General features: G+C 44.7%; 9 protein-coding genes and 4 tRNA genes. 10 read left to right on the forward strand and 3 right to left on the reverse strand.

Going from position 1 to position 13,975, the window contains the following annotated elements:
• Window positions 1-40 precede the first annotated feature (40 nt).
• Together A6D97_RS20615 and yeiP are read right to left on the reverse strand one after the other, a co-directional pair.
• Window positions 41-370, reverse strand: a complete 330-nt coding sequence (locus A6D97_RS20615) for an HI1450 family dsDNA-mimic protein (protein WP_065585164.1) — start codon at window positions 368-370, stop codon at window positions 41-43.
• Window positions 371-380: 10 nt separating this feature from the next.
• Window positions 381-950: an elongation factor P-like protein YeiP gene (gene yeiP / locus A6D97_RS20620; RefSeq protein ID WP_017055115.1), complete on the reverse strand. Its 570-nt coding sequence runs from the start codon at window positions 948-950 to the stop codon at window positions 381-383.
• Between the two features lie 137 nt (window positions 951-1,087).
• On the opposite strand from yeiP, the gene A6D97_RS20625 reads away from it, so the two are divergent.
• Window positions 1,088-1,855, forward strand: a complete 768-nt coding sequence (locus tag A6D97_RS20625) for a hypothetical protein (protein ID WP_017061494.1) — start codon at window positions 1,088-1,090, stop codon at window positions 1,853-1,855.
• A gap of 93 nt (window positions 1,856-1,948) precedes the next feature.
• On the opposite strand, the gene A6D97_RS20630 is transcribed toward A6D97_RS20625, so the two are convergent.
• On the reverse strand, window positions 1,949-4,312 hold the full coding sequence (locus tag A6D97_RS20630; protein WP_065585165.1) for a DNA polymerase II: 2,364 nt from the start codon (window positions 4,310-4,312) through the stop codon (window positions 1,949-1,951).
• Between the two features lie 426 nt (window positions 4,313-4,738).
• Here A6D97_RS20630 and uvrY point away from each other — a divergent pair, with 426 nt between their 5' ends.
• From uvrY to A6D97_RS20675, 9 genes are all read left to right on the forward strand, one after another.
• Window positions 4,739-5,383, forward strand: coding sequence for a UvrY/SirA/GacA family response regulator transcription factor (uvrY, locus tag A6D97_RS20635; RefSeq protein WP_004729778.1), 645 nt, complete (start codon window positions 4,739-4,741; stop codon window positions 5,381-5,383).
• A 15-nt stretch (window positions 5,384-5,398) separates the two neighbouring features.
• Window positions 5,399-7,231: an excinuclease ABC subunit UvrC gene (uvrC, locus tag A6D97_RS20640; RefSeq protein WP_065585166.1), complete on the forward strand. Its 1,833-nt coding sequence runs from the start codon at window positions 5,399-5,401 to the stop codon at window positions 7,229-7,231.
• Between the two features lie 46 nt (window positions 7,232-7,277).
• Window positions 7,278-7,835, forward strand: a complete 558-nt coding sequence (gene pgsA, locus A6D97_RS20645; protein ID WP_017061490.1) for a CDP-diacylglycerol--glycerol-3-phosphate 3-phosphatidyltransferase — start codon at window positions 7,278-7,280, stop codon at window positions 7,833-7,835.
• Window positions 7,836-8,101: 266 nt separating this feature from the next.
• Window positions 8,102-8,175: transfer RNA gene (locus A6D97_RS20650), tRNA-Cys, on the forward strand.
• 36 nt (window positions 8,176-8,211) lie between these two features.
• A tRNA-Gly gene (locus A6D97_RS20655) sits at window positions 8,212-8,287 on the forward strand.
• Between the two features lie 80 nt (window positions 8,288-8,367).
• Window positions 8,368-8,454, forward strand: a tRNA-Leu gene (locus A6D97_RS20660).
• Window positions 8,455-8,486: 32 nt separating this feature from the next.
• Window positions 8,487-8,562: transfer RNA gene (locus tag A6D97_RS20665), tRNA-Gly, on the forward strand.
• 1,066 nt (window positions 8,563-9,628) lie between these two features.
• Window positions 9,629-12,568, forward strand: coding sequence for a pyridoxal phosphate-dependent class III aminotransferase (locus tag A6D97_RS20670; RefSeq protein ID WP_170791836.1), 2,940 nt, complete (start codon window positions 9,629-9,631; stop codon window positions 12,566-12,568).
• Between the two features lie 8 nt (window positions 12,569-12,576).
• A complete protein-coding gene (locus tag A6D97_RS20675; protein ID WP_017061002.1) occupies window positions 12,577-13,830 on the forward strand; it encodes a carboxynorspermidine synthase in 1,254 nt (417 codons plus the stop codon).
• Window positions 13,831-13,975 lie beyond the last annotated feature (145 nt).

Raw genomic sequence — 13,975 nt, forward strand, 5'->3', positions numbered from 1 at the left:
AATACTTGTTTACTCATGCAGATGAGCGTCAACAGCGGTATTAGTCGCGTCTCCACAGCATGTGACAGAACTTATGTTCTGGATCACGGCTGATTAACATGCGAGCAAATACGTCGTCTAGAACGTCATCAGCTTCATTCACAAGACCAATGCGCACTTCAGCGTAGATCTCTTTGTCGACTTCAAAGCCAACATGTTCAACCCAATCATCGCCAGTTTCAACAAGCTCTGCTGCGCCACGATCTTCAAACTGAGCAGTGAAAAGAATCACGTCTGCAGGCTCTAGGTTGTCAGGTGCCATCTCTAGGAAGATGTCGTATGCAGTGTCAATTGCGTCGTCATAAGACATTAGGTCGTTAGCTTCGGTCATAATAAGTATCTTAGCTTGCGCGGTTCATGTATTTACGTTCAGCAGTGTTTACTACTACTTTGTCGCCAGTCGCGATGTATTCAGGTACTTGAATAGTAAGACCTGTAGAAAGACGAGCAGGCTTAGTACGAGCAGACGCTGATGCACCTTTGATTGAAGGATCAGTCTCTTCGATAACTAGTTCAACAGATGTTGGTAGCTCAAGCGTTGCAGCGTTGCCGTCGATAAGGATCGCGTACATGCCTTGAGTTTCTTCGTTGATGAACAGTAGTTCGTCTTCGATAGTCTCACCGTTGAAGATGAATTGTGTGTAATCTTCGTTGTCCATGAAGATGTACTCGTTGCCATCAACGTAAGAGAACATTACTGCACGCTTAGTTACGTCAATAGTTTCAACAATTTCGTCAGCCTTGTGGCGAACTTCAGTTTTAACGCCAGTTGCTACATCGTTACCACGGAAGCGGTAAATCTTTTGGCCGCCACGGCCGCCTGGTGTTGTTACTTCGATATCTTTAACGATCACTGTTTTGCTTTCTACTGTGATAGCAAAACCTTTTTTAATTTCACTTGCTCTAGGCATTTTGTGTTTGTCCTTAGTGGGTCTATCCGCTGATTATATCTCGGAGATGCTATAAATAGGAATAGCTTGAATCATAAAGTCACCTAGGCGATCATAGAGTTATAGTTAAATCATTATTTTATTTACCGAAACGACCTATGCAGCTACCCGTTATTGACCCAACACAGCCTTTTCAACCTGAATTTCAACCTGTGGTTAACGATCTGATTACCTTTCTAAAAGGTGGGTTAGGATCTAATCTGCACAGTATTTATATTTATGGCAGTGTGGCTCGTAAGCAAGCCGTCTTCGGTCGCTCCAATCTAGATGTGGTTGTGGTGACCCATCGACCGTTTCCTGACCAACGAACCACTTTGTTGAACACCATCAAATGGCGTTTCCAAAAGAGCTTCCCGCAGGTAACTCAAGTGGCGATAAAAACTACCTTAGTGAGTGAGATAGTCGATTTCGACAATATCTTCACTTGGGGTTTTATGCTCAAGCATTTAGCCGTGTGTGTGCATGGTGAAGACTTATCAGACTGCTATGGTGATTTTGAAACAAGTTGGGAAATCGCTAAGCACTGGAATATGGATGCGGAAAACTGGTTGGCGGTGTATCGCAACAAGATCGCAAGAGCGACAACGCCAGAACAACAAGTCGCTGCGCAGGTGATTATTGCCAAGAAGCTTCTACGGGCGAGTTACTCACTGGTGATGTACCGCGATAAATATTGGTACGATGATCCTGTTGAATGTGGCCAACAGTTCTTGAAGTATCACCCAGATCGAGAAGTCGAAATCCAAAGGTTGGGCATTTTACTTTCTGGTCGACCAATCCCTAAACGTTCGGTGATCGGTATTCTTGATGGCTTTGGTGAGTGGTTGATTAAGCAGTATCAGAAAACCGAGTTCAGAATCGGATAGAGATTTATAACCGATCCATTGATACTAAAAAGCAGAGTGTGCTGAAGAACATATCTCTGCTTTTTTCGTTTTAAGAGCATATTGAATATAGTGCTAGAACAAACCCAACTGCTGCCCACTAACTCTTTCAAAGTCTAAACCGATGAAGGGCAGTATTGCCTCTGCGACCGGTTTAATCTGCTTGTCGATATAGTGCTGATAATCGATACCACTCTTTAAATACTCCTTGGGCTCAGGGCCACTCAGAGTAATCAAATACTCAATGCGTCCTTTATTTTGGTATTGAAGAGGGCGCCCTAACTGAGCATTGATCTCATCGGCCATACGAGCTGCGCGAACCTGCGGCGGAATGTTCTTTTGGTATTCATGTAATTTGCGGCGTAAGCGCTTTTGATACACCAATAAATCATCATGTTTGCCAGCAGAGGTTTCATCAACAAACTGTCTGACGTAGTCGGTTGGATCTTGATCGTGAAACACCATCTCATACAAGGTTTGTTGGAATTGCTGTGCGAGAGGTGTCCAATCGGTGCGTGCACTCTCAAGCCCTTTAAATATGATCTTTTCTTTATCGCCTTGAGTGATTAATCCGGCATAACGTTTCTTCGAGCCGGTTTCTGAACCTCTAATGGTCGGCATTAGAAACTTGCGATAGTGAGTCTCGTATTCCAATTCGAGTATTGAGGTTAGGTTGTGGGTCTCTTTTAAGTGATTCGTCCACCAATCGTTGATGTAAGCGACCAGTGTGTTCCCGATCTCGTCTGCTTTTTGCTGATCATAACTGCCGTTCAGAGACACGAAGGTTGAATCGGTATCGCCGTAAATCACTTGATAGCCTTTGTCTTCGATCAGAACCTTGGTTTGCTTCATGATCTCATGTCCACGCATGGTAATTGAAGACGCTAACCGGGTATCGAAGAAACGACAACCAGACGAACCTAACACACCATAGAATGAGTTCATGATGATCTTAATCGCCTGAGAGAACGCTTTCTCGTTGTTCTTCTTCGCCACATCACGTGCAGCCCAAAGGTTTTCGATCATCTCGGGCAAGAAGTGTTTAGAGCGGTGGAATTGCCCACCTCGAAAGCCATCAACGGCTTGGTTTTCTGCTGGGCCTAGTTCAAGCTTCAACCCTTCAATTAGTCCCATAGGGTCAATCAGAAACGAGCGAATGATCGATGGATACAGGCTCTTAAAATCGAGTACCAAAACCGAGTCGTACAGATTGGGAATTGAATCCATCACATAACCGCCGGGGCTCGCAATCCAATTCTCTGGCTCTAAGTTCGGTGCGACATAACCCGCTCTGTGGATTTGAGGCAGATATAAGTTAGTAAAGGCCGCAACAGAGCCACCAACGCGATCCAGCTCAACACCGGTTAATCGAGAGCGCTCAATCGCGAAGTCGAGTAGGTGAGTGTGCTCGAAGATGCTGTTTACCAGTACGCAGTCTTGAAGGTTGTACTTAGCGAGTGAGGGTTTATCGAACTTAAACATTCGGTTTATCTCATCCATACGGTCATGAACGTTATGGATGTCTTTGCCTTCACCAAGTAGCTCTTGGGATACCGACTCAAGAGACCAAGAACGGAAGTGGTAGGTCGCTGTCTTGAGCATATCAATACCATCCAAGACAACGCGCCCCGGAATCGTGATAAAACCTTGCTGATTTTGAGCAGAACTGCGGAAAAAGCTCGGTTGGTTGTCTCTGCCGATGTTGAGCTTCACTTCGTTCCATTCTGAACGTTTGTGCAGCAGCCTAAAATCGAAGTCGATAACATTCCAGCCAATGATGATGTCAGGATCAAATTCAGAGAACCAAGCTATCATGGCTTCAAGTAGCGCTTTCTCGTTGGTAACCCATTGGATATTGGTTTCAGCTTGTTGTGCTTCACCGACCATGATTACTTGGCTGTCCATCGGGCTGTCTAGGCCAATTGAATAAAGCACGCCTTTTTCCGAACACTCAATATCAAGCGAGACCACAGATAGACTGGGTAAGTAATCACCTGCTCGGCATTTTGCGTTTGAGACTAGACGATGCTGATTTTTTTGCACAGCAGATCCGGTGAACTCAATACTTCCCTTGATAAAACGTTCCATCAAGAATCGATCGGCGAGTCGAATATCGCTTTCAAAGGTTTGGATTTCTTCGTTGTGAAAGGCTTGCGCTAAACCAAAGCTGCTTCTCGACAGTGAGGTGTAACACGCGGCGAGAGGTGTTTGCTCGAATGTGGCTAATTCTAGAGGCTTAAATTGGCAATCGATCGACTCTTTCGCTGCGATTGCCTGACATGCCTCAACGTCAGATTGAGCGACAAAAAATACCGGTTTTTCATTTTGAATCGTCAGCAGAGTAGGGCCTTGAGGGGTGCTTAACCACAAGTCGATTTGTGTGCGCCCTGAAAAATCTCTTGCTTGTCTTGTGAGTACAAAGCCTTGCTGAATATCCAATGTAGTAACCTATTGAAATGGGGAATCGAATACTACCATCTAGCGACCCTCTGCGCACAAAAGGCAGTAAAAATACTAACTAAATTCTAGTTAGTAGAGGCAAATAACGGGACTCTATAAGCAAATAAGTGAAATTGTCGCGAATGGTTATTCAATGGTATTGAAAATATCTTTATCTTATGTAATTTTATTGGGTGTTGTTTTAACTGGTTGATTTTTAGAAAAAGCTTGTTGTTTTAGTTAGCTTATTTGTTAATAAGTACTTGCTAAAGTTCGTGTTTCAGCACATATTCAACAGAGCTTTTTTTTAGTAATTAAGTTAAGATGTACTCAATGCTGCGATCCACTGTTCCTTTGTTCAATTGTTTCAAACAGATGAAATGACACAGTGGTTGCAGAGCCAATTAATAGTGTGGAGATACAAGTTTGATAAATGTTTTCCTTGTAGATGATCACGAGCTGGTTCGCACAGGGATACGACGTATTATTGAAGACGTCCGTGGAATGAACGTAGCAGGGGAAGCTGAAAGCGGTGAAGATGCTGCAAAATGGTGTCGTACTAACAATACTGACGTTATTTTGATGGATATGAATATGCCTGGTATTGGTGGCTTAGAAGCAACCAAGAAGATCTTGCGTTTCAACCCTGATGTTAAAATCATCGTTTTAACTGTTCATACGGAAAATCCGTTTCCAACTAAAGTGATGCAAGCTGGAGCTGCTGGTTACCTTACTAAAGGGGCAGGTCCGGATGAAATGGTAAATGCAATTCGAGTGGTTAATAGTGGCCAACGATACATTTCACCAGAAATTGCGCAGCAGATGGCTTTGAGCCAATTCTCGCCTGCGTCTGAAAATCCATTCGCAGACTTATCTGAACGTGAACTTCAAATCATGATGATGATTACCAAAGGTCAGAAAGTGACGGATATTTCAGAACAACTCAATCTAAGTCCTAAAACAGTCAACAGTTACCGCTACCGTTTGTTCAGCAAATTGGATATCAGTGGCGATGTAGAGCTGACGCATTTAGCGATTAGACATGGAATGTTAGATACTGAGACCCTTTAACACTGAGATCGTATAGTGACCAACTTGTTTGACTCAGTGTCATTTCTCAAGACAGTAACAGAACAGCCCGGCGTTTATCGTATGTATAACGCCGAGGCTGTTGTTATTTACGTCGGTAAAGCAAAGAACCTCAAAAAACGCCTTTCCAGTTATTTCCGTAAAAAAGTCGACAGTGAAAAAACGCGCGCTTTAGTTAGCAATATCGACAAAATCGATGTCACTGTAACGCATACAGAAACAGAAGCTCTTATCCTTGAGCACAACTACATCAAGCAGTACCTACCGAAATACAACGTACTTCTTCGTGATGATAAGTCGTATCCCTATATTTTTATTAGTGGTCACAAACATCCTCGGTTGTCGATGCATCGTGGTGCTAAGAAGAAAAAGGGAGAGTACTTGGGTCCTTATCCTGATTCCGGCGCTGTGCGTGAGACGTTGCACCTAATACAGAAAATCTTTCCTGCTCGTCAGTGTGAGGATACGGTTTATGCCAACAGAACTCGCCCGTGTTTGATGTATCAGATTGGTCGTTGCGCTGCGCCATGTGTCAGCTCAATTATCTCTGATGAAGAGTACAGCGAGCTTATCGACTACGTTCGTTTATTCCTGCAGGGGAAAGACAAGCTAGTTCTTGAGACACTCATCGACAAAATGGACAAGGCAAGCCGTGAGCTTCGTTTTGAACAAGCTGCCGCTTTCCGTGATCAAATCCAAGCGATTCGACGTGTGCAAGAACAACAATACGTATCTGACGATTCAATGGAAGATATGGACGTGTTGGGATTTGCTCAAGAGAATGGCGTAGCGTGTATTCATATCTTGATGATTCGCCAAGGCAAGGTTTTAGGCAGTAGAAGCCATTTCCCTAAAATTCCCAACAATACGGTGCGAGAAGAGGTCTTTTCGAGCTTTTTAAGCCAATACTATCTTGCGCATAGTGAAGCGAGAACCATCCCAACCCGTTTGATTCTCAATGCCGATTTGATGGAAGATGTCACACCGATTCAAGAAGCCTTGTGTGAAGTAGCGGGTCGTAAGATTCACTTCAATACCAACCCTTCAGGTACTCGAGGTCGTTACCTTAAATTGTCTAATACCAATGCATTGACGGCTATTACCACCAAGATTAATCACAAGATGACGATTAATCAGCGCTTCAAAGAGCTCCAAGAAGTGCTGTCGATGGATGCTATCAAGCGCATGGAATGTTTTGATATCAGTCATACCATGGGTGAAAGCACGATTGCGTCGTGTGTGGTGTTCAATCAAGAAGGCCCGGTTAAACCAGAGTACCGTCGTTACAACATCACCGGCATTACAGGTGGCGATGATTATGCAGCGATGGCTCAGGCGCTTGAGAGACGTTATTCGAAGCAACTCGATGTCGACAAGATCCCAGACATCATCTTTATCGATGGTGGTAAAGGTCAGCTAAACCGCGCTCATGAGATCATTTCTCAATATTGGGGTGATTGGCCGTTTAGACCAAGAATGATGGGTATTGCGAAAGGCGTGACGCGTAAACCGGGTTTAGAAACTTTGGTAACCCTTGAAGGTGAAGAGTTTAATTTACCTAGCGATGCACCAGCGCTGCATCTTATCCAGCACATTCGTGATGAGAGCCATAATCATGCGATTGCAGGGCACAGGGCGAAACGTGGTAAAACGCGCAGAACCAGTGCTTTGGAAGGAATTGAAGGGGTAGGACCTAAACGTCGTCAAGCTTTGCTGAAATATATGGGTGGCTTACAAGAACTTAAGCGTGCAACTGTCGAAGAAATAGCCAAAGTGCCGGGCATTAGTCATTCTTTGGCAGAAAACATTTATCAAGCATTGAAACAATAGTAAAAATCCCGCACCATTAAAGCGCAATTAATAAGAGCCCAATAATATGCGTTTGAATATACCTAACATTTTGTCCTTACTGAGACTATTTTTGATCCCAGTATTCGTTGTCGTTTTCTATCTACCTTATCAATGGGCTCCTTTCGCTGCTGCGATGGTGTTTTGGGTAGCCGGTTTCACTGATTGGCTAGATGGCATGCTAGCTCGTAAGTTAGGGCAAACGTCTCGCTTCGGTGCCTTCATTGACCCTGTGGCTGACAAAGTGTTGGTCGCTACGGCTCTTATCCTGATTACAGAGCATTACCACTCTATTTGGATAACTATTCCAGCCGTGACCATGATTGCTCGTGAGATCATCATTTCAGCGCTTCGTGAATGGATGGCTGAAATCGGTAAACGCGCAAGTGTTGCGGTATCTTGGGTTGGTAAAGTCAAAACGGTTTCTCAGATGTTCGCTCTTTGGGTACTTATCTGGAGATACGACGACTGGATGGTGTGGGTAGGTTACATTGCACTGTATGTCGCCACCGTTCTTACTTATTGGTCAATGGCACAATACTTGATGGCTGCCAAAGACGATTTGTTAGACGAAAAACATCATTGATGAAGAAGCGAGCTGAGGCTCGCTTTTTTGATCTTTAACCTAAGGTTAAGTTATCAATAGTGGATATCTAATGTGATATAGATCTCCTTTGAATAACCCGCTCACAGTGTGTTTTGAACATAAAGTCAGCTATTTGGCCTGTTTCGTATGAAATCTATTCAAACGAATTAAAAATACAAAAATAATATTGACTCAATCGTCTGAATCCGTAGAATGCATCCCGTACCCAAGAGGATGGCAATGAGCGATTCGATTGGAGTTACTAAGGCGCCTTGGCAGAGTGGCTATGCAGCGGATTGCAAATCCGTGGACCTCGGTTCGACTCCGGGAGGCGCCTCCATTCTCTCTTTCTTCTAGAAAGAATTTGAATGAAAATGCGATACTAGCTCAGTTGGTAGAGCGCAACCTTGCCAAGGTTGAGGTCATCGGTTCGAACCCGATGTATCGCTCCAAATTTTGTAATGTTGATTGGCGTCAGCATTAAGATGGTGTTTTACTTTTCAGTAATCGGCATCGCAATAAAGAATTGCGTGCCCTGGTGGTGGAATTGGTAGACACAAGGGATTTAAAATCCCTCGGCGTTCGCGCTGTGCCGGTTCAAGTCCGGCCCGGGGCACCATCTATTAAAGTCTTTATCTCGATAAAGCAAATGCGATACTAGCTCAGTTGGTAGAGCGCAACCTTGCCAAGGTTGAGGTCATCGGTTCGAACCCGATGTATCGCTCCAAATTAAGAAGCCCGAACAGAAATGTTCGGGCTTTTTGGTTTCTGACGTTTAGCTTTTACGTTTAAGAACTCTTCTTGTTCGAATCCGCACTCAACATTCATTTCTATCTCTGTTTCAAATTTTGCAATCAAGTTAGTTTTTAAAAGCGAGATTCCCTATGAACTCGTTCCTCGTGCTAGGGAATGACGGAAAGACGGTATGACCTCAAAGCCATCACTAACACCGCCTGTACACCCACGTCGTCATCCTCGGGTGTGAGGAACGAATGAACCGGGGATCTCTTGCCGCTTGCTGATTAACTTCAGTTTAATCTATTGCATCAGATAGTTTCTTGAATAAAGCAATACAATGACATGTTGTAAGGGGTTCTCTATGAATTCATACCTCGCTCTAGGGAGTGACGCCATGACCTAAAAGCTTCTCTAGCAACGTTTATAACCCCACGTCGTCATCCTCGGGTATGAGGAACGAATGAACCGGGGATCTCTTTCCCAAACGATAGTGTGACGATATTTACAGCAATTGCTTAGCCACCGCTGCTATTTATCAAGCTATTACTAAAAACTATTGATCGTTCATTTCACTTTATGTTACTTTCCCGCGCAATCTCGGAATGAAAATGTTCAAGAAGAGCAACGATTGCTTCTGGGGGATACGCGTAGTGACCATTCTTGCTGATTGGGACATTACGTAGGGTAGGTATTGGCTAGTCCTTTAGCTGATAGACGGGATACTTATGGCGCAGTTCGTCATGTTAATGGGAAACCCAACATTGAACACACTAATTACAACATTGCTAATCAGCTCTGCATTTCCAAAGGGACCAGCTCCTCATAGCTGCCCGATCCTGCAAAAATGTCCAATTCTTCAAAACAGTAGCATTACTGAACCTTGAGCTCACGCTAACAATTTATCGCTGTCTTAAGACGGCTTAATTTCGTATTCGTCATTTGACTTATGCGAGCGTACAGCTATATCTCATTTCTAGACAATACGTGTACTTCACTATGAACTCTCTCCAAATTTAACGAGAGTTGGTGGGTAATTGCGTCTGATGGAGGTGAGTATGAACACATTCAAGGGGACTTTTATGACTACCGCCTTTGAAGTCGATATCAATACTATCGCAAATTCATTTTCAACTATGGTTCCTATCTTAGAGGGAACGTACGACCTAACACCTGACGCTATTTTGCTAGAGCAAGAACAGCATGAGTCGGATGTTCGCTCTTACCCAAGACGCCTGCCTATTGCTATTAAACGAGCATGTGGCGCTTTAGTTGAAGATACTCGTGGCCAACTCTTTCTCGATTGCTTAGCCGGTGCAGGTACACTTTCTCTGGGTTACAACCACCCTGAGATTAACCAAGCACTTAAAGACCAACTCGATTCTGGTTTGCCATACCAAACACTTGATATCACGACTCAAGCAAAAGAGACGTTTATCAAACGAGTTAAAGCTTTTCTTCCTCAAGACTTTTCAAATAACTCGGTTCTTCAATTCTGTGGCCCATCTGGCGCTGACGCTGTGGAAGCGGCGATCAAGCTCGCCAAGCAAACCACAGGTCGCAACACCATGTTTGCTTTCCGTGGTGCTTACCATGGTATGACGAACGGCACCATGGGTATGATGGGTAACCTCGGCACTAAAGAGCGTCGTAGCGGCTTGATGTCTGATGTGCACTTCATGCCTTTCCCATACAACCTACGCTGCCCGTTTGGTATTGGTGGTGAAGCGGGTGCTAACGCGAGCATTCGTTACATCGAACGTATGTTGAATGATGACGAGTCTGGCATCATGAAACCGGCGGCGATGATCGTTGAGCCTGTGCAAGGTGAGGGCGGTGTGATTCCTGCTCCAGCATCTTGGTTACAAGGCCTACGTCGCATCTGTGATGAGCACGGCATCCTACTGATTTTTGATGAGATTCAGTGTGGTGTGGGCAAAACTGGCCATCGATTTGCGTTTGAAGAGTCTGGTGTTAATCCAGATATCTTATGTTTATCTAAAGCGATTGGTGGCGGACTGCCTATGTCGCTGCTTGTGTTCGATAAGAGCATTGATACATGGAAAGCGGGTGAGCACACCGGTACATTCCGTGGTAACCAATTAGCAATGGTCTCTGGCGCTAAGGCGTTGGAGATCATCGAACGAGATGGCTTAGTTGAGCACGCGAACATCGCAGGCCAATATTTACGTCACGGGCTTGAGAAGATTCAATCACGCGTTAGCTGTATTGCTGAAGTTCGTGGTAAAGGCCTGATGCTCGGTGCTGAGATCAAACAACCAAATGGTGAGCTTAACAAGTTTGGCGAACCACAATCAGACGGCGAACTAACCCTAGCGATTCAACGAGCAGCGTTAGAGCGTGGCTTGATGGTTGAAAAGGGTGGTCGTGATGGCTCGGTAATTCGTTTCCTTCCGCCAATGATTATCTCTTTTGAGCAGATTGACTTTGCACTCCGCGTAATGGAAGAAGCGATCATCGCAGCTGGTGGTGGCTTACAACAAGACCCAGCTTCAAGCGAACAAGCAAACCAAGAATGGAACAAGCATTTCATCCATACAGGTTTAGGCGGTAGCGACGAATTTGCTAACGTGATGAACCAAACCACTCAAGCGATGAAAGCGGTTTTTGAACAGGTTGAAACCCCTTATTCGGGTTTAGATCCAAAAGTGCTAGAAGCAGCTATCAATGCTGTCGACCTTGATAACAATCAACACGCTTTGGTTGATGTTGTAGATAGTACTGCAGACCTTGTCGCTGCAAACTCCATCTTCGTGCAACACCCAGATTGCATTGCACACCTTCACACTCCTCCTCTTATGGCTTCGGTAGCAGCGGAATCGATTATCGCGGCATTGAATCAATCAATGGATTCATGGGACCAAGCATCGGCTGCGACTTATGTTGAGCAGCGCGTCGTGGATTGGATGTGTGACAAATACCAACTTGGCGCACAAGCTGACGGTGTTTTCACTAGCGGTGGCACGCAAAGTAACCTAATGGGTTTATTGCTTGCGAGAGACTGGGTTGCGGATAAGCACAATGGTCACTCAATCCAAAAGCTTGGCTTACCAGAATACGCGAGCAAGCTGCGTATCTTATGTTCAAAGAAATCTCACTTCACGGTTCAAAAGTCAGCCTCTCTACTAGGGCTAGGCGAAGCGGCAGTGTGCTGTGTTGACACCAATGCAAACGGCACTATCAAGCCTGATTTGTTAGATGCAGAAGTGAAAGCGCTTAAAGCACAAGGGTTGATTCCTTTTGCTGTTGTCGGTACGGCGGGTACAACCGATCACGGTGCTATCGACGACCTTGATGCGATTGCAGACCTCGCAAGCCAACAAGGCCTTTGGTTCCATGTCGACAGTGCTTACGGTGGCGCGCTTATCTTGAGTAGCCACAAGGCTCGCTTACAAGGCATCGAAAAAGCGGACTCTGTGAGTGTCGATTTCCACAAATTGTTCTATCAAACAATCAGCTGCGGCGCGGTATTGTTGAAAGACAAAGCGAACTTTAAGTACCTTCTACATCACGCAGATTACCTAAACCGCGAACACGATGAACTGCCAAATCTAGTCGATAAGTCTATTGCGACCACCAAGCGTTTCGATGCATTGAAAGTCTTCATGACGATGCAAAGCGTTGGACCAAAGCAGTTGGGTGATATGTACGACCATCTTCTTGAGCAAACGCTAGAAGTGGCAGACCTGATTCAAAACCAAGCTGACTTAGAGCTACTCGCAGAGCCGTCACTATCAACAGTGCTGTTCCGATCTAAGCCGTCAGCAAACGGCGAGCTAGATTTAGACAAATTGAATCAAACGCTAAGACTGGAAGCGCTGACTCGTGGTGTTGCAGTACTCGGTGAAACGGTCGTGGATGGTAAGAGTGCGCTTAAATTCACTATCTTGAATCCGTGCCTAAAGACATCAGATTTCAAATCTCTAATTAACAAAATTCAAACTCTAGCCACTGAGCTAGCAGAACAACAAGGGTAATTAATACTATGGCTATTCTACAAATTGGTGCAGGCGGCGTTGGTTGGGTTGTTGCACACAAAGCAGCACAAAATAACGAAGTACTGGGTGATATCACAATCGCTTCTCGCACAATCGCGAAGTGTGAAAAAATCATCGAATCTATCAAGGGCAAAAACAACCTTAAAGATTCAACTAAGAAACTAGAAGCACGTTCAGTAGACGCTGATGATGTTGATGCGCTTGTTGCTTTGATTAAAGAAGTTCAGCCGGATCTAGTGATCAACGCTGGTCCTCCTTGGGTAAACATGGCAATCATGGAAGCATGTTACCAATCTAAAGTTTCTTATTTAGATACATCGGTAGCGGTTGACCTATGTTCTGAAGGCCAACAAGTACCACAAGCTTACGATTGGCAGTGGGGCTACCGTGAGAAGTTCGCTGAAGCAGGCATCACAGGTATTCTTGGTGCTGGTTTCGATCCAGGTGTGGTATCAATCTTTGCTGCATACGCGGTTAAGCACTTGTTCGATGAGATTGACTCAATTGATGTAATGGATGTGAATGCTGGTGACCACGGCAAGAAGTTTGCGACAAACTTTGACCCAGAAACCAACATGCTTGAGATCCAAGGCGATTCTTTCTACTGGGAAAATGAAGAGTGGAAACAAGTACCTTGTCACTCTCGTATGCTTGAGTTTGAATTCCCGAACTGTGGTTCTCACAAAGTTTACTCAATGGCGCATGATGAAGTTCGTTCAATGAAAGAGTTCATCCCAGCTAAGCGTATCGAATTTTGGATGGGCTTTGGTGATGCATACTTGAACTACTTCAACTGCATGCGTGATATCGGTCTTCTTAGCCCAGATCCGCTAACACTGCACGATGGTACTGTGGTTCAGCCTCTGCATGTTCTTAAAGCACTACTACCGGATCCAACATCTCTAGCTCCGGGTTACACTGGTTTAACGTGTATCGGTACTTGGGTTCAAGGTAAGAAAGATGGTAAAGAGCGTAGCGTATTCATCTACAATAACGCAGACCACGAAGTGGCTTACGAAGACGTAGAGCACCAAGCGATCTCTTACACAACTGGCGTTCCAGCGATTACCGCTGCACTTCAGTTCTTCCGTGGCGAATGGGCTGATAAAGGCGTGTTCAACATGGAACAGCTAAATCCAGATCCGTTCCTAGCAACTATGCCGGAAATTGGTCTAGATTGGCATGTTCAAGAGCTTGAAGCAGGCCAAGGTCTTCCAGTGATTCATGAGCTGAAAAAATAAGAACTGATTTCTTGTTTTGATTGCTAATTAAAGGGGACATGGATTGTTCCCTTTTCGATGATGATAGCCTTGAAGCTTTGGTATCATTTATTTTGATTTTGTAACTCACTGCGCTCGGACAGGACAAAATCAAAATAAATCACAC

This window comes from Vibrio sp. ZF57 (assembly GCF_001691235.1).
Taxonomy (GTDB): Bacteria; Pseudomonadota; Gammaproteobacteria; order Enterobacterales; family Vibrionaceae; genus Vibrio; species Vibrio crassostreae_C.